The sequence below is a fragment of the Spirosoma panaciterrae DSM 21099 genome (assembly GCF_000374025.1).
Classification (GTDB): Bacteria; Bacteroidota; Bacteroidia; order Cytophagales; family Spirosomataceae; genus Spirosoma; species Spirosoma panaciterrae.
In genome coordinates this window covers 102,014-126,544 of the sequence record NZ_KB893184.1, presented here as the reverse complement: position 1 = coordinate 126,544, position 24,531 = coordinate 102,014, and the positions used below count along the sequence as shown (strand labels likewise).

General features: G+C 47.3%; 21 protein-coding genes, 1 tRNA gene and 1 riboswitch. Of the genes, 5 read left to right on the top strand and 17 right to left on the bottom strand.

Annotated elements, in window-relative coordinates:
* Positions 1–111: 111 nt before the first annotated feature.
* The 11 genes from B153_RS0114685 to lipB all read right to left on the bottom strand — a co-directional run bounded on the left by B153_RS0114685 (position 112) and on the right by lipB (position 11,262).
* Positions 112–1,203: a MarR family transcriptional regulator gene (locus tag B153_RS0114685; RefSeq protein ID WP_157634701.1), complete on the bottom strand. Its 1,092-nt coding sequence runs from the start codon at positions 1,201–1,203 to the stop codon at positions 112–114.
* Between the two features lie 71 nt (positions 1,204–1,274).
* Complete coding sequence (locus B153_RS0114680) at positions 1,275–2,414, bottom strand: DUF6371 domain-containing protein (RefSeq protein WP_026262168.1); 1,140 nt, start codon at positions 2,412–2,414, stop codon at positions 1,275–1,277.
* 127 nt (positions 2,415–2,541) lie between these two features.
* Positions 2,542–3,693 carry an AAA family ATPase gene (locus B153_RS0114675; protein ID WP_157634700.1) on the bottom strand — a complete coding sequence of 384 codons (1,152 nt, stop codon included), beginning with the start codon at positions 3,691–3,693 and terminating at the stop codon, positions 2,542–2,544.
* A gap of 107 nt (positions 3,694–3,800) precedes the next feature.
* Positions 3,801–4,256, bottom strand: a complete 456-nt coding sequence (locus B153_RS0114670; protein WP_157634699.1) for a hypothetical protein — start codon at positions 4,254–4,256, stop codon at positions 3,801–3,803.
* Between the two features lie 86 nt (positions 4,257–4,342).
* On the bottom strand, positions 4,343–4,657 hold the full coding sequence (locus tag B153_RS0114665; RefSeq protein ID WP_020597484.1) for a helix-turn-helix domain-containing protein: 315 nt from the start codon (positions 4,655–4,657) through the stop codon (positions 4,343–4,345).
* Between the two features lie 342 nt (positions 4,658–4,999).
* Positions 5,000–6,304: a site-specific integrase gene (locus tag B153_RS0114660; RefSeq protein ID WP_020597483.1), complete on the bottom strand. Its 1,305-nt coding sequence runs from the start codon at positions 6,302–6,304 to the stop codon at positions 5,000–5,002.
* A 183-nt stretch (positions 6,305–6,487) separates the two neighbouring features.
* Positions 6,488–6,559 (bottom strand) — tRNA-Arg (locus B153_RS0114655).
* Between the two features lie 87 nt (positions 6,560–6,646).
* Positions 6,647–9,097 (bottom strand): ribonuclease R, encoded by a 2,451-nt coding sequence (gene rnr, locus B153_RS0114650; protein ID WP_020597482.1) that lies wholly within the window; start codon positions 9,095–9,097, stop codon positions 6,647–6,649.
* Positions 9,098–9,246: 149 nt separating this feature from the next.
* Complete coding sequence (locus tag B153_RS0114645) at positions 9,247–9,984, bottom strand: ribonuclease H-like domain-containing protein (protein WP_020597481.1); 738 nt, start codon at positions 9,982–9,984, stop codon at positions 9,247–9,249.
* A 77-nt stretch (positions 9,985–10,061) separates the two neighbouring features.
* Complete coding sequence (locus B153_RS0114640) at positions 10,062–10,466, bottom strand: hypothetical protein (protein ID WP_020597480.1); 405 nt, start codon at positions 10,464–10,466, stop codon at positions 10,062–10,064.
* 43 nt (positions 10,467–10,509) lie between these two features.
* Positions 10,510–11,262 carry a lipoyl(octanoyl) transferase LipB gene (gene lipB, locus B153_RS0114635; protein ID WP_026262166.1) on the bottom strand — a complete coding sequence of 251 codons (753 nt, stop codon included), beginning with the start codon at positions 11,260–11,262 and terminating at the stop codon, positions 10,510–10,512.
* Positions 11,263–11,436: 174 nt separating this feature from the next.
* Here lipB and B153_RS0114630 point away from each other — a divergent pair, with 174 nt between their 5' ends.
* From B153_RS0114630 to B153_RS0114620, 3 genes are all read left to right on the top strand, one after another.
* Entirely contained in the window at positions 11,437–11,790 is a 354-nt protein-coding gene (locus tag B153_RS0114630; RefSeq protein ID WP_020597478.1) for a YraN family protein, read from the top strand.
* A gap of 186 nt (positions 11,791–11,976) precedes the next feature.
* A complete protein-coding gene (locus B153_RS0114625) occupies positions 11,977–13,440 on the top strand; it encodes a S41 family peptidase (protein WP_020597477.1) in 1,464 nt (487 codons plus the stop codon).
* A gap of 180 nt (positions 13,441–13,620) precedes the next feature.
* On the top strand, positions 13,621–15,093 hold the full coding sequence (locus B153_RS0114620) for a BCNT domain-containing protein (protein WP_020597476.1): 1,473 nt from the start codon (positions 13,621–13,623) through the stop codon (positions 15,091–15,093).
* Here B153_RS0114620 and B153_RS35225 read toward each other — a convergent pair.
* Positions 15,085–15,513, bottom strand: coding sequence for an RNA polymerase sigma factor (locus B153_RS35225; protein WP_020597475.1), 429 nt, complete (start codon positions 15,511–15,513; stop codon positions 15,085–15,087). The genes B153_RS0114620 and B153_RS35225 overlap by 9 nt on opposite strands.
* 1,140 nt (positions 15,514–16,653) lie before the next feature.
* On the opposite strand from B153_RS35225, the gene B153_RS0114610 reads away from it, so the two are divergent.
* Both B153_RS0114610 and B153_RS0114605 read left to right on the top strand, forming a co-directional pair.
* Positions 16,654–16,920 (top strand): hypothetical protein, encoded by a 267-nt coding sequence (locus B153_RS0114610; protein ID WP_157634698.1) that lies wholly within the window; start codon positions 16,654–16,656, stop codon positions 16,918–16,920.
* A gap of 154 nt (positions 16,921–17,074) precedes the next feature.
* A complete protein-coding gene (locus B153_RS0114605) occupies positions 17,075–17,626 on the top strand; it encodes an RNA polymerase sigma factor (RefSeq protein WP_020597473.1) in 552 nt (183 codons plus the stop codon).
* A gap of 51 nt (positions 17,627–17,677) precedes the next feature.
* On the opposite strand, the gene B153_RS0114600 is transcribed toward B153_RS0114605, so the two are convergent.
* The 5 genes from B153_RS0114600 to B153_RS0114580 all read right to left on the bottom strand — a co-directional run bounded on the left by B153_RS0114600 (position 17,678) and on the right by B153_RS0114580 (position 24,468).
* Positions 17,678–18,385, bottom strand: coding sequence for a Dph6-related ATP pyrophosphatase (locus B153_RS0114600; protein ID WP_020597472.1), 708 nt, complete (start codon positions 18,383–18,385; stop codon positions 17,678–17,680).
* Positions 18,382–19,440: a YncE family protein gene (locus B153_RS0114595; RefSeq protein ID WP_020597471.1), complete on the bottom strand. Its 1,059-nt coding sequence runs from the start codon at positions 19,438–19,440 to the stop codon at positions 18,382–18,384. Before B153_RS0114595 ends, B153_RS0114600 begins: the two co-directional genes overlap by 4 nt.
* Positions 19,437–21,389, bottom strand: coding sequence for a TonB-dependent receptor plug domain-containing protein (locus tag B153_RS0114590; protein WP_245564890.1), 1,953 nt, complete (start codon positions 21,387–21,389; stop codon positions 19,437–19,439). Before B153_RS0114590 ends, B153_RS0114595 begins: the two co-directional genes overlap by 4 nt.
* A gap of 60 nt (positions 21,390–21,449) precedes the next feature.
* A riboswitch (cobalamin riboswitch) is annotated at positions 21,450–21,660 on the bottom strand.
* An 81-nt stretch (positions 21,661–21,741) separates the two neighbouring features.
* Entirely contained in the window at positions 21,742–23,118 is a 1,377-nt protein-coding gene (locus B153_RS0114585) for a M16 family metallopeptidase (RefSeq protein ID WP_020597469.1), read from the bottom strand.
* A 6-nt stretch (positions 23,119–23,124) separates the two neighbouring features.
* Positions 23,125–24,468 carry a M16 family metallopeptidase gene (locus tag B153_RS0114580; RefSeq protein ID WP_040761489.1) on the bottom strand — a complete coding sequence of 448 codons (1,344 nt, stop codon included), beginning with the start codon at positions 24,466–24,468 and terminating at the stop codon, positions 23,125–23,127.
* Positions 24,469–24,531 lie beyond the last annotated feature (63 nt).

The window sequence follows — 24,531 nt, the reverse complement described above, 5'->3', positions numbered from 1 at the left end:
GCTCCTTTTCCTCAGACCGAATTATGGTCTTTTCTATAGAGATACTTCATTCCGTAAAAACGGAATAAAAACGGAATAAAAGCCATTTTTTTGGGCTGCAATAACCTCCCCTTACTGTTGCTCTATTTGTCCTAAATTCTCTCGAATATAGGAGCTGAGCATAAGGCATTGGACATCCCTAGATTCTCTCAACTGATCAGCCCGTAGGAACCGGCTGGCCACTTTATCAAACTCGCTACGATTGTGATCAAAGAGCGTTTGAAGTGTCTGGATTATAGCTACACTGTATAAGGTCTGTTGATGGGAAATATCAATACCCGTAACAAGACAATACCTGGCCTGATAGGGCACATAACTTGCGTTAAGCTCGTTGATCTTTCGGCTTATCGCAGCTGGGTCTCCAGGATGGTAGATACTGGTCAGTAGCTTAACCCGCGTGACAACGTCCAAGCACTGATTGACCATCGTCTCATTCGGCTTTAAGTGTAATCCTAACCGAGTGGCAGCTTCATCAAATTGATGTCGATTCGATTGAAAGAGTTTTTTTAATGTTCCTGTCGTTACGAACGAATAGTTGCTCCCCTGACTGGAAATATCAATACCCGAAATCGGACAGATACGCACCTGCTTTTGGGCCCGATTGCTTATAGCCTTGGCCATTAGGTTACAGCGTACCCGCATTGGCTCTTTCATCTGATTGTGGTTCAGGAACTTCTTTTCTAACTCGTTGAAGCGAGTTCTATTCTGGCTAAATAAGTTAGCTATAGTCGCTTGGGTAGCCACTCGGCAATCAGGTTTTTGATGAGAGATATCAATTCCGGTGATTGGGCACAGTCGGATTGGGGTATAAGCGATTGACTTATAGTCTGGCTGAGCAGTATCAGTAAATGACTTATAGCCCGAATCAGTACTATAAGCGATTGACTTATAGTCCGCCAAAAGCTCCTTTGAAGGCATGATTTGCCGTTTGTTGGCTTGTCGAGCATCGACTGATACCTGAAGTAGATTAGCCTCATGCAATCGACTAATCAAATCAGATACGGTTTGTTGGTGCATACCAATAGCCTCCCCTAATTCCTTATTGCTGTCTGCACAGATATCATTGGCTTTGCTAGCCCGTTCACAGATTCGAGCCAGCAGCATCTTCTCGGCCGGCGTTCGCTTTAGGACCATAATCGACGATTGAATACAGATCAGTTCCATGCGCTTGAAGACAATAACTATAACCTCCCCTTAAATTTGTAACCGGGTTCGGCATCGATACATATAAGAAGTTATGAAAAATGGACCTGAGCAGTATCCCAGTCGGGAGGGTAACCTTCCCATTGCTCCAGTAGGTAATCCGCCAGATCGAAGCCTTTTGCTTTTTCCTCATCGCTGGCTCGCTTTTCCAGATAGTCCGAAACGCTGACGCTAAAGCCCTGTTCACATAACCTAACGGCCTTATCGTGCCAGAGGCCAAACGCTTTGCCAGCTTTTGAAGTATCTGGAAACAGAACCAGTTTATGCCCCCTCACAGGCATTAGTCGTTCCGCTTTGAGATACGTAAGCCCTCCGATAGCCATCCAGATAAATTGAGGGAAATAAGGTGTGCAGACGATAGCCGTTTTAGGGCTTTCGACGATGGCTATTGCCTGACCAGTTTTTATCGTCGAAAGTTGGTGCAACCCGAAGGGTATTGAAAACTTGTCAGCTTTATCGATGTAATGTATCAACCAGTCGGGACGGGCTTCCTGTTTTTGATCATACCGGCTGGCCAAGGCAAAGTGAACCCAACCAGTACACCTCTTTAATGTACCATCGTCCATGGTTCGTTTTGCGGTATGACCTGTTTGGTCAAACAATACAACCTGCCCTCCCCTGATTCGATTTTGCTCATCTTTGAGCCAGAATACGCAGCTACCTGGCCAGTAAGCAGAGGTACCAATCTGAAACCTCTCCAGCAACTCGGCAGCTACTCCAAAACCAAAATGTTGCTGGAGCAATCTTGCAAGTTGATTGCGTTCATAATGCCCTAGCGACGCTTCAAAAACTTCATAAGGAATGCAGTGAACAGGCTCTATAGGGGTAGGTTTGACCATCTCCAATGGCTTTGACGATTGAGTAAAAGAACACCCTAAAAACTTTTGATTGACATAGCCCTCTTGGGCAACCGTCATCGACTGATCATCTTTCCACTGCTGATAGATCATATCCGCATAACTCAACCCAGATGGACCCTTATGATATGGGCTAAGATGGTATCCACAGTTAGCAACCCGATTACAATGACCGTATTCGGCTGGCAGCAACTCATCTGTACGTGTATCGTAGTAGGGTGTTAATTGTTGCTTTTTGCCGCACGATGGGCAATCAATGCGAGTCTTCGGACCTTTATACGGAAGGAGCTGATAGCGGAGCGTTGAGGTTGTCATAGTCAACTGTACTAACTGTACTAATCGTCCTAAACTAAGCTATTTAGGACACTGTACTTTTGACCGTACTAACTGTACTAACTGCCCCTTATATATAAGGGCAGTTAGTACGGTTATTTTAGTACAGTTAAAAGGTTGTAATAGTATCTGGATTGAGTCGGTAGGCATCATACCCCTTGCCTTGTGGTTTTTCTTTTATCAAATATTTATTAGCCTCCACGCGCCGGATAAACTCTTCTGCCCTGGTTTTGGCCAGGCTGAGACCAATAAATTGAGAAGCTTCAATAATGTTGGTTCGCAGTGACGAATAACCTAGGTATTGATCACTGGAAAAGGCGCGTGTGAGAATTGCAATAATTTCCTGCTGAGACATGGAATCAGCAGTCGGCTTAGTCGATTTACGAGTCCGTCCGGAGGTATTATCAATCGTAATGTCGTCGATTAGGTACGGTAAGCCCTCTTCGGTGATGGAAAATCCAAATGAGTCGAATTCCTTGTCCCTGCACACCTCAGGAGCCACAATTGAAATATTCTTGTCATTTGCATCAAGAGAGATTGACACAACCGTTTCTGCCTTGTTGAGAAGCTCGGTTCCTAGCGTACCCCGTATCTGATCATTTCCTTTGTTCATGTGAAGAACAGTAATGATATGAATATCCATTTCCTGACTCCATCGTAATAAATCGGTGGCTCGTTTAGTGGCCTGGGCATTGTCATTGATGTCCGTTACCGTATCTTTTATACCATCAATGATTACTAGTCCCACATTGGGGGTATTATAAATATGCCACTGTATAAAACCCAGGATTTCATTGGCCGAAAGCCCCCTCAATGGATAGACCATGAGGTTTTCTGGGTTGTCCTGATCGGCGAGTTGACAGATCCGTTTAACAACTTTCAGAACATGATATCGCCCTTGTTCGGTATCAAAGTATAATACAACCCGTTTATCGTCGTCAAAGGAGCCGCTAAAGATGTTTAACACCAGGTCACGTTTAAGAGCAGCTGCAACTGCAATGCTGATCGTAAACGTCTTACGGCTTTTGGCTTTGCCTATGATTACCGAAAAGTTACCCAGGCTACCGAACATTTTGGCTTGGCCATTCCGTACAACCGAAAGACAAATAGGGGGCGGGGGTAGGTCTTCGTCTGGTCGAATTCGAAGGCGTTCGCCTAAAGTCTTGTAATCAATAGGACCACTATCATTGCCTATTTCGACAACACTCTTTAAAGGCACTGGCTCGGGCATATTTTCTACTTCACGAGCCAGCTCGTTCATATGCTGGACCAGACTCTTTACTTCAACCGAGGGGCTACTATTATTCTGAACCGATTCGGGCGATTGAACGCCATTCGCAGTAACGATTGGAGGTGGCTGATTTAGGCTCATACAAGTTCACCTCCTATTTTGTTGACCAGATCGGGCGCATACTGTTCAAACCAAGTCCAGAACGTATCGTAATTGCCGACTACCAGGTAAAGACCTCCAGCCTCCTCAACCTGCCGGGCTGTCTGTTTTTGCTGAGGGCTTAGCTTGTCTTTACCCCATTTGATTTCGATACTCACATGTCGACCATTAATGGCAGCATGCAGATCGGCCGTACCCTTCTTGGTTGTCGATCGGGTGAACCGCTTGAGTGTAGGGTTCCATTGGCCTTGAGACTGGATGCGAGTTACATAACAGCCATGTAACTCTAAACAGAGTTTCACAGCTTCTGTAAGACTATTGGTGTTATTTACTCGAATGGGACGTTTGAGTAGCGCACGTTCAGGTACATTCGGGTATTTGAGCCGCTTACTGACTCGATTTAAATTCATCAAGTGATTTAGTGCCTCGCTCATACCAGTAGTGGGTTGGGTCTTTCAAGGGGTGTGGCTGTTTGCGCTCACAGGTTTTTTATACCCGGCGCGTCTATGCGCTTGAAAGGTTATTTACTGGATTTGAACCGACGAGATTCTTTGAGCACAGCTAACACATCCGATCGGCGGTAGCGAACCTGTTTGTTAGCTTTGACCGGAACCAAAATTGCGGGTCGATCATCGGTATCTTTGGCCCAGAAATGAAGCGTGGTTAACGAAACTTGTAATTTTTGAGCCGTCTGCTTACGGGTCAGTAGTTCGGGAAGATCGGAGCCTTCGGGGAGTGGTGGCGTATAGCTGGCCAGCGCTTTGGCTATCCGTTGTTCGACTAGGTCGCCTAATTGCTCAGGGGTGAGGTGAATAAGAATTTGTGTGCCGTACATAATCCTGTTTGATTAAATGCAGCACAAATAAATATATAAAAAAAGTTGAATTCCATGTACTCAAACTCCACTAAACTCCACTAAAATCTTCCATCGAACTTACAATCTAAATTCGTCAGAGTATTTAGATTTACTTGAGTTTACTTTAGTTGAAGTCAATCGGTTTCTCCGAAAAATCAAGCTTAATAAAGCTTAATCATTTCCATTAAAAAACTTAAATAAATACAATGAATTCTTGTTTTCGGTAGGAAATATTTTTTTGAGCTATCAATCGAGCCTATCAACATTAAAGGAAGTTAGGGGAACATTGAGTGTTTGTTAACTACCGAAGAGTGTCAGTCTTTATTGAAAGTGACTATGCTCCAACATCAGTAGTGCATTCTGTTCTGATGAGATTTTGATGTACTTGAGCAGCATCTTTTCGGAGCGATGACCTGTAATCTTCATAATCGAAACAGGAGGCACTTTAGCCAGATACGCATTCGTCGCAAATGACCTACGGGCCGTATGGGTCCCGACCAACTCCCATTTCTCTGGATACCGGGTTTCGCTAGTACCTCCCCGCGTCTTACTCACCTCTACCCTATCGGTCAGTCCTGCCCGCTTGCATAGCTCTTTAAGATGATCATTTAGCCTCTGGTTGGTAATCGGCTTGGGTGGAATGCCGCCGTATTTAGCCAGGATAGCGACTACTTTAGAATTGAGGGGTATAGAAACCCGCTCGGAGGTTTTCAGCGTCTTACGCGTCAAAATACGGCCGTTGTTGGTGATATTCTCCGGTCGTAACTGACTGAAGTCCGAAAACCGAAGGCCTGTATAGCAGCCGATCAGAAAAAGATCCCGGGCTCGATCAAGGCCTGGTGTCGTCGATAAGTCAAGCTGATAGATACGCGTTAGCTCCTCATCAGTCAGATATACGCTATCGACCTCTTCGGAAAACTTCTTAAAATCCTTATGCTGGTAGATGAGGTTATGATGCAACCCATCGGCATGGGCCTGCTTCAAGAGGACTTTTAAGTCCTTCATCAGCGAACCCACGTAATTAAGAGTGAGCCCCCTTGATGTTAGCCATAGTTTGAAGGCATGATAAAAATCCAGGCTGAAGGCATCGTAGTCGACAGAGGCTCCTGTTTCAGTCTTGTACTGCTCTAATAGCCGTTTGAGTTTGAGGTACCCTTTAAGCGTAAACTCTGCATATCGAGCGCTGCGGGCATTGAGTCGAAGACCTGATTGAGCCAGCCCTACAAACCGCGCAATGTATTCCGTGAACGTTTCCTTTTCAGTAGGCTTCGGTTCAGCCTTAGGCTTCTTCTGGCGGCCGAGTTCTGAATCGAGTTGCTGTTTGATCAGCTCATTGGTAAAGGGAATCTTGGCCAGTTGCAAGCGGCTTAGTACTGTCTTTAAGGCTGATCGGTAACGTTCAAGTTGGGCATTGATCGTTTCAAAAGGTTCGCGGGCTATCCTTGATTTTTGATTCGTAAACGCCCGTTGCCGCTCTGCATCCCATTGAAACGGCTCGATCGTTAATCCCGTCGAAGTCTTAAACCGGCCGTTATTGTACCGAAAGATGAGGTTAATGAGCGTTGGCCGCTCCGAGCGGGTCTCTTTGAGCAGGAATTTTATATCCTGATCGGAAACGGTTTTCATTCGGTCTTACTTGGCTTGGTCAATACCAAGTTACGAATAAAATAAATACAGGGGACGGAACAGGGGACGGATGAACTTTACTTAACCTTATTATTTTCGATAGAGTATGACAAAGAAAAAAGGCTAACTCGCTGATTATAAGCAAAAGCTTACGAATGCGAATTAGCCTTTATGTACTTTTTGTGCTCCCGAAGGGATTCGAACCCCTATCGATGGTACCGGAAACCATAATTCTATCCATTGAACTACGGGAGCAGACGTTCCAGTTTCGGAGTGCAAAGATAGCATATTGAATCGCTAAAAAGCAAGTTCAAATCTGGAAGTCTTTAGGTAGTTGGGAGATTACCGACGTCCCCGACCACCCCGGCGGTTCTGCCCTTTAGCAGCCGTTCCTTCTTTCCGCTTCGCTTTAGTCACGGAATTCGCTGTCGTGCGCGAACGTCCTGAACCCGATGAACGGCTATTTTCAGGCTCGGTTGACCCGAAACGTCCTTTGGGTTCGGTCGCCCGATCCGATTTATCATTTACCAGGGCAAAGTCCATACTTCGGCGGGCCAGGTTCGTTTCTTTTACCCGAATCACCACTGGGTCGCCAAAGGTGTATATTTTCTTGTGTCGAACCCCGATAATCCGATAGTTGTCTTTATCGAACTCGTAATAATCATCGTTCAGGTCCTGCATCCGAACCAGCCCTTCGCAACTATTTTCGATGATTTCGACAAAAATACCAAACTCGGTAACACCTGAAATCACCCCTTCGAATACCTGATTAGGGTCCATGTGACTCATAAACTCGACCTGCTTGTATTTGATACTAGCCCGTTCGGCCTCTGCCGCCATTCGCTCGCGTTCCGATGAGTGGCGACATTTTTCTTCATATTCTTCCCGGTCAGCCGGTTTGCCTTTGTCCAGATAATGCTGAAGCAGCCGATGCGCCATCATATCGGGATAGCGACGGATGGGTGAGGTGAAATGAGAATATCGGCGGAAAGCCAGTCCAAAGTGACCAATGTCTTCGGTGCTGTACCGGGCTTTCGACATCGTCCGAACGGCCAGTTGCTGCAACATACCCGCTTCGGGCCGCCCTTCAATGCTTTCCATAAATCGGTTCATGGAAGCCGACAGATGATCTTCATCGACAGCCAGTTTATAACCTAGTCGACGGGCAAAATCAGAGAACACTTTCAGTTTATCTTCGTCAGGGCCTTCGTGGACCCGATATACCATGGTATTTTCTTCGCCATTCTTATTCCGTTTCGACAACGTGTGTACGTACTCGGCTACCCGCTTATTAGCCAGCAACATGAACTCTTCGATGAGCTTGTTGCTATCCTGCCGAATTTTAGGGTAAACCGCTAAGGGGACACCATTTTCATCCAATCGGAAGCGAACCTCAACGGTCTCGAAATTGATGGCCCCGTTTTTGAATCGTTCGTCGCGAAGTTTATAGGCCAGTTCGTTCAACAACCGCAGCTCTTCCAGAAAATCACCCCGGTCGTTGTTCAGAATTTCCTGGGCTTCTTCGTACGCAAACCGACGGTTTGAATGGGTGACGGTCCGGCCAAACCACTCGCTTTTGATTTTAGCATCGGGGGTCAATTCAAAAACGGCCGAAAACGTTAGCTTGTCTTCATTAGGGCGGAGCGAACACAGCCCATTGGAGAGCTTCTCGGGGAGCATCGGCACAACCCGATCAACCAGGTAAACCGATGTAGCCCGTTTATAAGCTTCGGCTTCCAGTTTCGAACCGGGCCGGACGTAGTGGGTAACGTCGGCAATGTGAACGCCTATTTCGTAGTTGCCATTGTCGAGCAGCTTTACCGAAAGGGCATCATCGAAATCTTTAGCATCCACGGGGTCGATGGTGAAGGTCGTCACCTCACGCATATCCCGCCGTCTGGCAATTTCATCTTCCAGGATTTGCGTAGGAATGGCTTCGGCTTCCTGCTCTACCTCTGCCGGGAAAACAATTGGCAAGCCAAATTCGGCCAGAATAGCGTGCATTTCAGTATTGTTCTGCCCAGCCACGCCCAGCACGGTAATCACTTCCCCTTCAAACTGCTGTTTGTGACTATCAGCGTCGGGATATTTTTTCAATCGGACAATCACCTTCTCCCCATTCTTGGCACCGCCCAGTTTGTCGTTCGGGATAAAAACGTCTTCGTAGATCTTTTTGCTATCCGGCGTAACAAATCCATAGGTCGGCCAGACTTCAATGCGTCCAACCAGTTCGGTCCGTCCCCGCTCAATAATACTGACCACTTTCCCTTCAATCCGTCGGCCACGGTTACGTGAGTCCGTGAAGCGAATAACGCGCACTTTGTCACCATCAACGGCCCCGGCCAGATCGTCGGTCGATACCCAGATGTCGTTGTCGCGGTCGCCCCGGCTGCCATCTGCCGTAGTGGGCAGCACAAAGGCAAAGCGGGAATTCACATGATCAACTACGCCTTCAATCAGGTTTGCATCGGCATCAGCCCGGTAGCCACCGTTGGGCTGGCGAACTATAGAACCCTCTTCGGCCAGTTCGCCGATCAGCCCATGCATGATCAGTTTCATACGTCGGTCATATACGCCGAAGTGTTCCAGCAACTCATCCTGTGTAAACGCCCGGTCGTCATTAATCTGAAAAAACGCCATCAGGTCATTTTTCAACTCATCCAGATAGGAATCAGCCTGGTGAATTGGCCTCGTCTTTGCTTTTTCCAGGCCCTTTTCTCGGGGGCGTGCCGTGTACGACGCGCCAGAACCGGACTTGGCATATTTATTTTGTTTTGGTTTTCCGTTTCTCATACTTCTTTGCCTAACTCTAAAAGCAGGCTTAAATGTTTATGTATAGGGGTTTAAACACAAAGTCACGGAGAGCACAGAGCTTTTTTAGGGAGTAGCCGTTCATTCGCTTTATCTCTGTGTGCTCCATGACTTTGTATTTAATCTGTAGGTTAATCGCTCAGTACAATATGCTCCTCGGCTACAAGCGGAGCACCCAGCATTTTTAAATAAACCTGAACGAGCATAACCATCGAATCGCGGGCATACTGCTCGATACGTGCCCAATCGTGTTCGCGGTAATAGACTTCACTGGTGCGGTCGCCGGTCCACTCCAGCGGGCGCGTCGGAATGTTTAGTACAGCCGCCAGCAAATCAAGTGGTACAAAATGCCGTTTGTCGCCAAACTGCCACTGCTCCATCGTGTCGCGGTGCGGAATTTCCCAGGGTTTCTTTCCCGCAATCTGTAAAGACGGTGGAAGGGGCAAGCCATTTACCATCAACCGACGACACAGAAACGGGAAGTCGAACTCTTTCCCATTGTGCGCACATAGGGTAAGTTCGCCGGGTGGGTATCGGTTCACAATGGTCAGAAACTCCTGCAAAATGGACAGTTCGTCGTCGTTGCTGATGAGTTTGATCTTCAGATGGGGTTTATCGTCGTCATCGAAAAACAAGCCGCCTACGCTGATGCATATGATCTTGCCAAACTCGGCAAAAAACGAAGCCCGCCGATCGTACCAGCCAGCAGCCGACAGCTCATCGTCATTTTTAAAATACCGGCTTTTCTCTTCCCATTGCCGTTGCAGTCGCGGATCAACGGCCAGCAGCGATGGCTCACCCGCCACTGTTTTGAGGTCAATAAACAGAAGATTTTTTAGACGACGTTTCCAGGAGACGGGCTGAGGCATATGGTAACGCGGACATCCTGTCCGCAATGTTAACTATATAGCGGCAGGATGCTGGTTCGCCAGCCCGACCGCGTTACTTAATCGTGCAAGATTCCTTCCAAACCTAATGCAGGGATGGTAATCAGGTTTTCTTCCACAATACTATCGGGCACGAAGATAAACTTCTTATCGAAAATCTGATCACCAATGAAGTAGCTTACCCAATACTCATTGTTCAGGTGAAACACATCAGGCATTATGGTTTCAATGACCTCATGAGCACCTGGTAGTATTTCCACAAAGAAATGGCGCAGGGTGGAGGTTTTTTGCTCTTCATCATCCTTTTTTCCGTACCCCCGTGATGTTACAAACACCGTTTTGATGGGTACGTCGTTTTGGTTAATCAAAAAAACCTGCCAGTCATAACCACCTGCCAGAGCCTCTTTTCGGGCAATCACAACCTGTACGCCCTCGACGGGCAAAAAATTTATATCTTTTTTCATTCAATATAATGCAGACATCATGTCTACTACTTGAAAATCGCACTTATGGGGCTGGATGCCCGGCAACCAATTCCATCTCAAACAAGGTGGCCATATGCCTGCGAATGCGTTCTGCGACGTCATCCAGCGGTACATCATGGCCTAGTTCGAGCGCTAGTGAGGTCACAGCCTTATCGGCAATACCACAGGGAACAATATGGCTAAAAAACCGCAAATCTGTATTCACATTTAAGGCAAACCCATGCATTGTTACCCAACGGCTAGCCTTTACGCCCATCGCACAGATTTTTCGGGAAGGTCCGTCGTTTTCACCCCCTGTAGCTTCCTGCCCTAGCCAGACTCCCGTCAGCCCGTCGATCCGGCCTGCTTTCAATCCATACTCGGCCAGTGTCCGAATGATACTTTCCTCCAGCAGCCGCATGTAATGATGAATATCGGTAAAAAAGTTGTCGAGGTCCAGAATTGGATAGCCAACGAGCTGCCCCGGGCCATGAAACGTGACATCGCCCCCCCGCCGAATTTTAAACAGGGTTGCTCCTAACTCAGTCGTCAGCCGGGCCTCGTCCATCAGTAGGTGCTCCGCATGACTACTAGTCCCCATCGTGTATACGGGAGGGTGTTCACAAAACAGCAGGTAGTTGGGGGTTAGTTGCTGGGCATCGGCAGGGCAGGTTCGGTTGGCCAGCTTCTGATCAACAATGGTCGCAAACAACCGCTCCTGTTCATCCCAGGCTGTTTTGTAGGCCATTAATCCCAGATCACGAACCTCAACTTGTTTATTAATTCGACTATTCATCACATTCAGGATGGAAAACTTTCCATCACCAGATTAACAATCGTCTCGCTCTGTTTCGTTCGATATGCCCCGATTTGGTAGGCTATCCCGCCTGATTACTATCATTTTCTCCAGCCATCAGGTATCTAAAGCCTGCCTGATTCGTCTAATCAATCCTCAGTAAACTACAGCACAATGGCTCAACACAACGAAACCGGCAGGCAGGGCGAAGCAGAAGCGGCTCGCTATTTACGCGAAAAAGGCTACGAAATCACCGCCCACAATTACCGCTATCAACATGCAGAAATCGATCTGATTGCTCAGAAAGGTAAACTACTGGTCTTCGTGGAAGTAAAAACCCGAACTAATGTAAGCTTCGGAAACCCCGAAGAATTTGTTTCATATACCAAAGCCCGGCTCGTCATGAAAGCTGCCGAGCACTACATTTTCAACACCAACTGGCCTTTCGACGTTCGGTTCGACATTATTGCCGTTACGCTTTCGGGTAATCAATGGCAGGTGAAGCATATTGAAGATGCGTTCAGTTGAAATCTTCAGGAAACTGCGAGGACACAACGAACGCCAGGCAAAAGTTTATGTACGCTGGTGTTCATCAGGTTCTCAAGGTTTCATTTTACCGAATGAAAAATAAGCGCCTAACGAGCTTTCAGTAAATCATTTAGGCATAATTTTCGTTAAATACTAAGAACCTAAACAATGCATCAACACATCTTTATGAATGTATTTCCCATCGGGCGAGCGGCACTTCTTTGGCTGGTTGCTGGCGCGTTTTTGGTGACCTCCTGTAAAAAAAATACAGAGGTGACACCATCGATCATTACATCATCGGCAGCCATTGGCAATGGTGAGGTAAACAGTTGGGTACTGGCAAACATGCAGCATTATTACTTCTGGAATGACAAAATCCCGGCTACGACCGATACCTCGTTAACGCCCGATAAATATTTTCTAACCCTTCTATACGACCGAAACAATACGGCTAATACCGACAGGGATCGGTTCTCCTGGATTCAGCAAAGTGCTGACGATTTGAAAGCCTCGCTGAATGGACAGTCGAAAACGACCGGGATGGAATATAGTCTGTATTATCGGGATGCATCGAACACAGGTGTCATTGCTGTGGTGCTTTACGTACAACCGGGTTCGCCCGCTGCGAAGGCAGGCATCAAACGGGGCGATGTAATTTCAAAAGTGAACGGAGAGTCGCTGACAGGGACCAACTACCAAACGCTGCTTTCCAGTAATGCCGATTCATATGTATTTGGGTTTGCTACGTTTGTAAATGGTAACCTGACCGATAGTGACCAGACCAAACAGATCAATGCCGTTGTGTTTCAGTCAGATCCTTTTCTGCTCGATACTACCTATACCATAGGCAATAAGACGATTGGCTATGTTGTTTACAATCAGTTCGTTAAGGGCATCAACAAAGCTGATGGCACCTCCGACAATACATACGATCTTAAAATGGAGTCGATCTTTGGCAAATTCAAGCAAAAGGGCGTTAACGAACTGGTTCTTGATCTGCGATATAACCGGGGCGGTTATGTTAGTTCATCCACTAATCTGGCGAGCCTGATCGGTAAAAATATCGATGCATCGAAAGTATACTACACCCAGAAATGGAACAGCATCGTTACCGACGAGAACGACAAGACATACGGTAAGGGTTGGAACAATCAAAACTTTTTAACCAAGTCAACTGCTATTGGCGCGAACCTGAGCCGAGTATTCATTCTGACCACCGGAAGTACGGCCTCAGCCAGCGAGTTGGTAATCAATGGGCTGAAACCGTTTATGACAGTCAATACAATTGGGACCACAACGGTGGGTAAAAACGTAGGGTCGATTACCATTTCCGATAAATCAGGCCAGATCAAATGGGGGATTCAGCCCATTACCTTTAAATCGGCCAATGCGCAGGGTTTTACGGATTATGCCGGAGGGTTCACACCAACCGTACGAGTAACGGAGCCCGACCCTCGCAAAAATAACTGGAAAGCGTTGGGCGATCTGACAGAACCCTTGCTGGGCGAAGCTATTTTCCAGATAACGGGTACGCGTATGGCTCGCCGGGCCGCATCGACCGACAGCGAAGTTGCCCCTATTGGCTCGTCCATCGACAGTAAAGCTGGCGGAGGGAATATGTTTGTTACGGACATCCTAAGTCAGCAATAGTACAATTGCAGGATGTTTTTTAGTTATAGTCAGATAGGCTTCTATCGACATAATTTCTTATGAAAAAAGCTGCTGTTGAAAACGGTTAAAATTGGATTATTTTACAGCAAAAGCGGCTTCCAGGGCTGCTTTTGCTGTTTTATCCTGTAACTTTATCATCAGCCAATTCGCTACAATACCATGTACGAGAAGAATATAGGGACCAAACAGAAAGCATTACGAATCAATCTTGATCGTCGCATCTATGGATCGTTTGCCGAAATTGGCGCAGGCCAGGAAACGGCAGCTATGTTTTTTAAGGCCGGTGGATCATCGGGAACCATTGCCAAAACCATGTCGGCTTATGACATGACATTTAGTGACTCCATTTATGGCGTAGAAGAAAGTGGCCGGTATGTAGTGGAGTCGCGACTGGTTAAAATGCTCAACAAAGAGTATAGCTTACTTGAAAAGCGACTGGCCGAAAAACGGGGCCCCGACACTACGTTCTTTGCCTTTGCCAATACCGTTGTTGCGCTTAATTATCAGAAAACGAATGAGGCACACGGCTGGATTGGCTGTCGGTTTCAGCTAAACCCTCAGTCAGGGTATAACGACGTGATCATCCACGTCCGAATGCTCGACAATGAAAATATCTTGCAACAGCAGGCGCTGGGTGTTATTGGCGTAAACCTGATTTATGGGTGCTACTACTACGCCAAATCGCCCGAAACGCTTGTTCTGTCGCTGATGGACGATCTGGCTCCCGAACGAATTCAGATTGACATGATCCGATTTAGCGGCCCCGACTTTATGGAGGTTGATAATCGGTTAATGAGTTTGCATCTGGTCAAAAATGGCTTTACCGATGCCGCTTTGTTCGGGCCGGATGGACAGGTATTGCAGCCTTCGGAAGCGCTTTATAAAAAACACATCCTCGTAATGCGGGGACGCCTGCGCCCTCTGACGAACGTGCAGTTAGACATGATCGAAAATGGGTTAAAGCAGTTTAAGGATGAGCCCGATGTAGACGAAAACCGTGTTGTTTCTTTAGCCGAGCTGACATTGCACAACCTAAAGGCAAACGAACAGGGCATCGACGAGAAAGACTTCCTGGATCGCGTTGACATCCTATGTTCTATGGGTCAGGCGGTTATGATTTCCAATTACCTGGAATATTATAAACTGGTAGCGTATCTGGCCCGCCTGACCCGATTAAAAATTGGTCTGGTTATTGGGATTCCCAACCTGGAGTACATTTTCGAGGAAAGCCACTACGAATTTCTGCCGGGTGGTATTCTGGAGTCTTTTGCCACATTGTTCAGTCGGAAAGTGAAGCTTTTCGTTTATCCAACGCTTAAGGAAGGAGCCATTTACACCTGCAACGAGTTTAAGCTCCCTCCTACGCTGGAACCTTTATTCCAGTATCTGGTCCGCAATGATAAGATCGAGGATATAACCGATTATAAAGAACAGCACCTGCACATCTCCACCGACCATGTGCTGGAAATGATTCAGCAAGGTGAAGATGGTTGGGAGGCTATGGTACCGGAGCGGGTAGCCGAACAAATCAAAGCCAACTGTTTATTCGGCTATCCCTGCGAAATTGAATACGTACCTATCGGCCAGCAGGTTCGCCAACAGCAGGTTGAAGAGCAGGCAGCTTCAAGCTGATTGCCGCTGATACAGTTGGTAGATTTTATCCCGACTTCGTTTCAGGCGCATTTTAACGGCACTGGGCGTCAACTGATAAATTCGGGCAATTTCATCAATGCTCATATCCTGTTCATATTTTAGCTGCAGCAAGGCTTGTTCTGTAGCCGATAGGGTTGCCATTGCCTGCTTTACAAATACAACGGCTTCTTCATGAGACACCGACTCCTGTTCGTCGGCAATGTCATGCCTTAAACTCTCTTCCGCAGAAGAAGCGACAAACCGTTTGCCGACACGTATCTGATCGGCGCAGTGGTTGAAGGCAATGGAATAGAGCCATGTGGAGAAGGTGGATCGTTCCTGAAAGGCATTGAGCTTGGTAAATGCTTTCAGGAAAATATCATGGGTAAAATCTTCGGCCTGCTCAGTACTTTTGGTCATAGACAAGCAACGTCTATATACTTTGTTTACATAACGGCCATAAAGCGTTTCGAAGCACTTCTGAGGGTGGCTACCTAGGTATTGCCGAATCATTTCCTCGTCTGTCAATAACGTATTCATCTAAAAAGAATCTGTGCGCTACATGTGAATTACCTTTCATTGCATTTATGGGTTTTTGTAAATAGTGAGACTATGACGACAAGCGCTTAAGTTGGATACTAAAAATATATTAAGTGGTAAGCCCGTCTGAGCGAAATCAGCTAAACAAGACTAAAAATACCTAGCTAAAGATTTTATAATCAGACACATACTATAAAATACAGTTTTTCCCCGCTCAGCCTCAACTGGGCTCATATAGCCCATTCAGAACGCCCTGTATTTATCCTAAAATCCTGGCTGATCGTACACCGAAATGAACGATTCCTTCAGAGGAGGGCAGCGATCATATTGGTGAAGGGATACTGATCTGGGCTATTCATCAGCTAAAACCATCGATCTTCCGTCGGCAGAACCGTATACCCAAAACCGTGTATAGTATCAGAAAGAGCGTTTCTGTAACAAACTGAATGGACAAATGGTCACTATCGTTATATAAAATAGCCTGTACCCAATGGATGAGGAATCCGCAGTATAGTATAAAGCCCACTAAGAAACTGGCTAGTATACATAGCGCGATCACCAGTCTGTATATTTTTCCAGGTAACATTCCTACAAGCACTTAAGCGATTAATGCGTACCCAAATTGGACCCTTACCCTACAAAATGCCACCCAGAATACATAATGAGTTGTATTCACACGATAACAGGCAGGTTAAATCCGTTAGTATACATAGTCCACTAACCTACTCTGAAGTATTTGTTCTTCATCAACACCCTCACCAAACCCTACCTATAATCATGCACGACAACAGCCGATGTAAGCCTTGATTGAGTCGAGAAAGAGCTTTCATTTATCACTTTCTCCTACATGTTACTTTTTGGGCTTCATCAGTCTTACATGTTCATCGGCTGGGTGGTGGCCTGTTTTTTGATAGGCTTGTTCCAGGCTAAAGAATAGGCAACTAACAATCAGACGTATATCTGTTTGGCGTTGGATTTGCTTGTGCCTTTTCAGGACAAGGGTATAAATGTGCTATGAAAATGAATCAGTCAATTCCTAAAGAAGTAACTCAAATCCTTCATTATCAACAAAAACGACTGGCAGAATTGTATGCACTCGAAAAATGGAGCGAAGCTGATTTTGAGGAGATTATGCGTTGCTCCAGTGAATGGAACCCAGATATGCAAGGCTGGATACTTCCTCAATCAAGCGTTGAAAAACTGGCTTTTGACGCCCGTACGCCCGATAGGCAAGCCCGTAGTCTGCAATTTATCGCAAGACAAATGGGGCAGAACGCGTTGAATTGATTACAAACCACGCTATTAACTTATTAACCAGTTCACAAAACCGTTTAATAAATTATAATCGATATAATATACCGATTCAAAAAAACAAAAACAAAAATTAATATTATTTTGAAATTTATTTCCTAAAATGTAACTACTACTTGTCTATTATCCTATGAAAAACTCTTTATCCGATGAAGAAATGATTCGGGTCCACCTACTCAATCAACCCGACCACTGTTTTGAAACTTTATATAATCGTTATGTTGGCAAAGTGTATCAGCAATGTCTTCAAATGACCAGACATTCTGAGCAAGCCGAAGATTTTACCCATGATATTTTCCTGAAAGCATTTACCAAGCTCAATGCCTTTCAGGAACGATCCACCTTCTCCACTTGGCTCTATTCCATTGCCTTCAACCACTGCGCCGATCAGATACGCCTATCGAAGCGGATGAATGTTACGTCTATTACTGAAGATCATGAACAATCCATGATCGATACAAAAGACAATCATATACAGGAAGAAAAACTCCAATTGGTCAGGCAGGCCCTGGAAACCCTTTCGACGGACGAGCAGTCGATCCTACGGATGAAGTACGAAGAAGGCAGGACCATTGACGACATTGCCCACACCTACAACATAAAACCTAGTGCGGTTAAAATGCGGCTAAAGCGTAGCCGGGAACGCATTTACCGCTTCTGCCAGCAACCGCATCTCTGTTAACCGCCTATTGGCATTCGTAAACTACCAAGCCACACCTTTCCACGATAGACACTAAACCAGCGAAAGATCCAGATACCAAAACTCATTATCCCAGGCCCGGTCAGCAGTAGCGGAAGGTAGGTACGTTCGCCGGACAACTTCGCCTTTTTGAAACGAAATAGGCTCTGAAAAAATAGGGCCGTCGTACACAAACGAATGGTATTCACCGTTTTCTCCGCAGGGGTCAACCTGTTTTGGCAAGTCGTTCAGCAAGTCCATGTCCAACTCCCTACCCAGAAACTCGGCAGGCAGGCAGGTTTCATTGATACAGACCAGAACGGCCCGGAATCCCAGCTCAACAAACTCGCGAACAAGATCAGTTGATTTCCGTTTCCAGAGTGGAAATGCGCCTGTCAGATTTGCCTTTGCCAGTTGGCCTTCCCGGTAGTTGCGCAAATCTTCCAGAAAAATATCGCCGAAGATGGCATGCGTAACCCCCTGCCGATGCAACGGTTGCAAAACGTCATACATCCGGGTGTTGTATTCGTCCATCGAAACGGTTTCTGGCAACTGTAACGTATGCAAGGGCAACCCCAGACGCTCGGCCTGCAACTCCAGGAGCCCGACCCGAACCCCATGCATACTTACCCGACCATATCGTTCATTGACCGATGTAAGCAGTCCTTCTATGGCCCACTCTCCAGAGCGGAGGCTATGATACAGCGCCAGTGCCGAATCTTTACCTCCGCTCCAATTCATGATTGCCCGCTGTCGACTCATCGGAAGTAGAAGCCCGAAGGTGCAATTTCAGCCTTTACGGAATCGACCAGTGCGCCCGATGATTCATAGCGTATCACGTAACCCGCCTGCGTATACAGAAGAGGATTTTGAGTACCGTAAATTCGCTTCGTTTGGGGATCTACCCCTAGTGTACTGAACGACCGGGGAATCAGAACATTTCCTGTAGCATTCGTAGCATTAATCGAAATCTGATAGGTTTTGCCACTCAACGTATAGTAAAAGGCCTGTTTGTCGGTGCTAATCACGACCGAACCCGGTGTGGCCGAAAAGGTTAGCCGCTGCTCCACAAATCGAGTGGCAGGATTTACCCGTACCAGATCTTTACCCGCCTTAATCCACAGCTTGTTGTTGGCGTCAAGCGCGATAGGTTCGGGTGTCGATCCAAAATCAATGCGCTCCTTGACGGCATCAGTAGCCAAATCAATGACCATCAGCGTATTGCTTCCGCTATATGCATTACTTCCAACAAACACTTCTGTTCCAGCAACCACCATATTTTCCACACCTTTGACCGCCGGAATTTTCTTCGTGACAGTGCGGGTGTTCAAATCGACCACGGCGATATACCCCGGATCTTTATAGAATGTCCCCGCACTGAAATCGCCCGATACATCCCAGCAACTTATATAGGCTTTATTGGGACCAACCTGAATAACCTGACGAGGATTTTCAATGTCTGGTGATTTTAACGTAGTCAGCGATTTGAAGGTCGCATAGTCGACAATCTCAACCTTATCCTGCCCTGCCGTATTGTTGTCGACCAGAATCAACCCTTTCCCATTGACTTCGGTGTATCCCTGTACCCCTCCACTCAGTACCAGTGATGGATTGGCTGTCTGAAAAATATTGGTCGCAACAGTCTGACTCGTACGTGATAAGAACGAAACACTCCCGTTATTACTGGAAAAGTTACCTGCGTTGAGAATAAAGACCCCTGATTCATAGGGAGTTGGTTCGGGATCTGATGTCTTACAGTTCCAGACACTCAGGGCTACCAGCCCAACTACCATTGATTTGGTCCATTGCTTTTTCATTGTATATGAGAAGGAAAATTAATAATCAGATTGATGGCTCCATTTCGGCCGGGCAGCGCATTCCGCTTTACGCCCAGCACCAGTGTATCGAACACATTATTCACCTGGCCCTGTATCCGAACAGGCATAAACCGCCAGTTGACCGTATGCTCCAACAGTACATTGGTTAACAGTGTCCCTTTGAAGAACTGGCTATTGTCGAAGGTGGTATACCGACGTGAATTAGCCTGCATTTGCACACTTAGCCGCGTTTGACCCCGCTGTATATAGGCATTCAGTGTACCCGAATGCATGGGCACATATACGAGTTGCTTACCAAGTATATCCTGCGAATACGTATCATATGCCCGCTCCTGCGACGAACGTGTAAAGGCATAACTTATCCGTATGCCCGCTTTCCAGGCTGTTTGCCTATAGGTCAAGCCCGTAGTCACTTCAAGTCCCCGCGCCACAACCAGTTGCAGATTTTCGACGTGGTAATTTACCGCCGGATTCCAGTAGGTCCAGTTGTTTACCCGATTCCGATACGCCGTCAGCTCCGCCATCAGGTTCAGATGCTCCGACAAAGCGCCTGCTGTGGCCAGGCCTGCTTCCAGATTAAGGCCGTCTTCGGGCAGAAGGTCTGGATTACCTAAACCAACCCAGTATCGTTCATTCAAGGTTGGTACGCGGAAACTCCGGCTTATGGCTCCTTTACCCGTAAGCGTAAAGCGCTTGTGCTGTAAAAGCTGATATTCAGCCCCCAATGATGGCGTAAGCGGTGGATTGAACCGTGTCACAAACGCCTGCCGAACATTGGCCGATAGCAGCCATCGCGTCGTCTGGAAACGAAACAGGGCATACAGATCGGCCCGATCTTCCTCGATCAACAGACCCCCATAGCCATCCGTGCGGGTCCAGTAATGCGACCATTCGCCCCCGGCCCGAAGGGTTAACTGGTAATTTTGCGTCGATTTGAAAGCAAACTCCCGTTCAACCCGGCTAATGAATCGGTCGGTTTGCGTGTGGCTAGGATTGTTTATATTGCCTTTCGCATAATCCAGTACATCGCGAATCCAGCCAAGTCGAATAGTGGTTCGATCCGCTTCGTATGTAGCCAGCCATCGGGCCGATTGTGTCTGGGTTCGCTCGCGGGCAAGGGTATCCTGTGGCGACTGAATCAGATCGTTGTCGGTGAGCCAGACATGAACCGACACCTGTCGACCATTCCTGTGCAGGAAATACAAATCCTGACTAAGTCCGCGCTGTGCGGTTGTCGATGGCTCCAGAAAATAGTTCTGTCGTTCGGTATACGGATAGGTGTTGTTGAGCTGTGAGCGATAAATTAACGACTTACCTGACAGTTTCCAGTTGGCACCTAAAGGCGATGCGTACTGCGCTCCAAGCTGCGTCTGATTGTTCCGAAAGCTGGCAATCTGCTGGCCAGCGGTCAGCCGAATCCCTGGTTGCCAACTGGGACTATTTCCCAGCAAAATACTTCCCCCTACCGCATCGGAACCGACCGCACTGGAGGCAGAACCGTACTGGACGGCCAATCGATCAAAACCGGCAACGGGCAGCGTCGAAAAATCAGTTAGCCCCAGATTAGGCTGATTAATATTGATACCATTCCAGAGTACGGCCGTATGATTGGCCGATGTGCCCCGAAACGATACCGTTGCCAGTTGTCCGGGACCGTAGTTTTTAAATGCCAATGGCGTATTCAGTGCCAACACATCCGTGAGCGACGCAAACCGAAATTGAAGCAAGGTTGTGGAATCGATACGCTGAATTTTCTGTCCGGCCAGGAACCGTTCAGGCGCAATAGCCCGCACAGTCACCGCTGAAAGCGATACTGTATTCGTCAATCGATTCGTCGTGTCTGAATCGGCTTGCGCAGCGGCTGGCTGTCTGGCTATACAGCCGACAAACACCCCCAATACCCAGCAGCGAAGGGCCTGTGTTTTCAAAATACCTAAATCAAGTGTGCACAATCAGCACGCGGCCAGGGTGTTTCCTCCGAACACCAGAACAGCGGATGGTCATCGGCAGGTCTCCTGGCTCGTCTCATCGATTCGAACCTTCCCACGCTGATTATCAGCGCAGTGGCCACGTAGTATGAATCGACTTGTATGAGAGACTTACAGTTGCGGGGACAGCGCTGGTATTTCACCAGCTTCCCTTTTAAGCCTTGAAAGTCGCCACGAAACGACATCAGGCACCGAAAACTCAGGGCAAAGGTACAGGAATTTAAACACAGAGGCACGGAGTACACAAAGAAATCTCACTCTGTGTACTCCGTGCCTCTGTAGCTAATGGTGATCAAAACCCGTCGGCCTTGATTTCTTTCTCGGTAATCGCTCCGTACTTTTTCACCTTATCGCGGATAGCATCGGCTTTACCAATCAATACAAACTGAAGGTTATTTTTCGGGAAATATTGATCGATAATCTGGCGGGTTTTGGCTACGGTCAGTCCGTCGACGTTCTTCTGAAAATTGTTGATGAACGACTCATCGAAGCCCAGGCTGAACATATCGGTCAATAGATTGGCTAGTTCAGATGCCGATTCGTACCGGGGTGGAAAGTCGGCTTTGACGTAGTTTTTGGCCGACGAAAGTGTTTTTTCATCAATACCCGTCTTATGTAGGCTGTCCAGAACCATCAACGCCATGTCGATAGCCTGCGTAGTGGTACTAACTTTGGTAAAGGTCGAAATAGCAAAAGTACCGCTGTTCCGAAAAGTTGCGAATCGGCTACCCGCGCCGTAGGTAAGACCCGAATTCACCCGTAGCGCGTCATTCAGCCAGGAAGTAAACCGTCCGCCCAGAATGGTGTTGACCACCGTAACCGGAATAAAATCGGGGTTGTTTTGCGTAATGCCTTTTCCGCCGATCAAAAACGTAGTTTCGCGGGCATCGTCTTTATTCACCAGCAGCACCCGGCTTTTATCAGAGGCAATTGTCGGTTCGCTCAGCTTAGGCGACGTAGCCGCAGCCGTTTTCCAGCTACCAAACAATTCCGTGATGCGCTTTTTCATGGCAGGCGTGTCGAAATCGCCTACTACCGCAATGGCAGCCCGGTCGGTGGTGTAGTTTTTCAGGTAAAATTGCCGGGCATCGGTCGCCGAAATAGCCGAAACCGATGTGGGTGTTCCGGTAATCGGGTTCGCATACGGGTGACCTTCGTACACAAAACGATTGAAATACGAATTGACGACGCCACGCGGACTTTCTTTCTGTTGCGTTAATTGCAGCAGTTGGCGCTGTTTATACTTGTCAAACTCCGCCTGATCGAACGTCGGTTTGGTAATCACATCCTGAAGAATATCGAACAGTAAATCCTGGTCTTTTACCGCAAACGATGCCGACAGTTTGGCCACCTCTTTACCCGCATACGTATCGATGGTAGCGCCTACATACTCAGCTTTTTCTTCCAGTTGGGCTTTTGTGTATTTTGAACTGCCAAACAGGAGTGCTTCGGCCGTCATGTTCGACAGACCATACCGATTACCATCCTGCACAGCGCCTGCCTCGAACACGGCTGATACATTGATCAACGGGACTTCATGTTGTTCCATCAGGTACACAGTCAGTCCATTTTTTAGCTTGAATTTCTGATAAGGGGGCACCTTGAACGTCTGTGCCCACGACGTACCTGCCATCAGAAGGGCAAGCAATACAAAAGATAGTTGTCTCATTGGTGGTTAGTTATTTTTCGACGGATTCGTTTTGGGTTCAGGCAGTAAATAGCCTACCGTTCGATTCCGGGCGGTGAGATAGGTCTTGGCAACGCGCTGCACATCTTCTTTGGTTACTTTTTCGTATAGCGAAGGCGCTTCGTACAGTTTTTTGTAGTCACCAAAATACAATTCATACGTTCCCAGCGAATTGGCCTTTCCGTTGATGCTTTCCATGGTATGATAAAACTCCATCAGCTTCTGATTCTTAAGCTTCTGAAGTTCGATATCGGTAATCCCTTCGCTGATAACTTTATCGATCTGATGCAGTACCGACCGTTCCAGTTGTTCGGCCGAAATCCCATTGGCAGCAATGGCATAGATGGAAAACAGGCTGGGGTCGAACGATTGGTCCATGTTGGAAAATACCCGCGAAGCAATGGTTGAATCGAGCACCAGCGACTTCACCAGACGCGACGAATTGCCCGAACTCAGCACACCACTCAGCAGGTCCAGCGCATAGTAATCGGGATGGCGGGTAGCCGGTGTATGATAGGCCAGCAGAATATTAGGCGTAGCAATGTCTTTGTAGGTTGTGGCCCGGCGTTCACCATTCTGGGGTGGCTCAACGGTCCGAAGGCTATCCGGCAGTTTTTGGGCCGGAATGGGTTCAATGTATTGCTCAGCCAGTTTTTTCACCTGAGCCGCCGTTACATCGCCCACTACGACTGCCACCGCATTATTGGGCGAATAGTACGTTTTAAAATACTTTTCGAGGTCGGCCTGTGTCCACTTTTTAATATCCGATTCAAAGCCAATGACCGGAAACATATACGGGTGCTCGACAAACGCTACCGACTGTACCAATTCATTAATAACCCGGTAATTACTGTTTTCCAGCCCCGTACTCCGCTCCGACAGGACAACGCCCCGCTCACTCTCCACCATTTTGGGATCGATGGCCAGATCACGAATTCGATCCGATTCCAGATCAAAAATGGTTTCGAGGGCGCCACTTTGAAACCAGTCGGTATACACGGTGGTATTTTCGGTGGTATAGGCATTATTAGAGCCCCCGTTGGCTTCCATAACCCGGTCGAACTGCTTGGGGCCGTACTTTTTAGCTCCGTTGAACATCATGTGTTCAAAAAAGTGGGATAGGCCGGTAATACCATGCACTTCATTGCGGGAGCCGACTCGCCAGAAGGTGTAGAAATTGGCATTGGGAATCGAATGATCTTCCAGGACCATAAATTTCATCCCATTTTTGAGCGTGAACGTTTGAACGTCCTCCGGTTTGGGCTTATTCTGGGCCAGCACGACACTCGTCGATAAGATCAGGCCAGCCAATAGCCCGGTTCGTTTGTTCATGAGAAAATTAGCTTGAAAAACGTTAAAAATAACAGCGAAACCGAGGATTGCCAAACAGGCCGG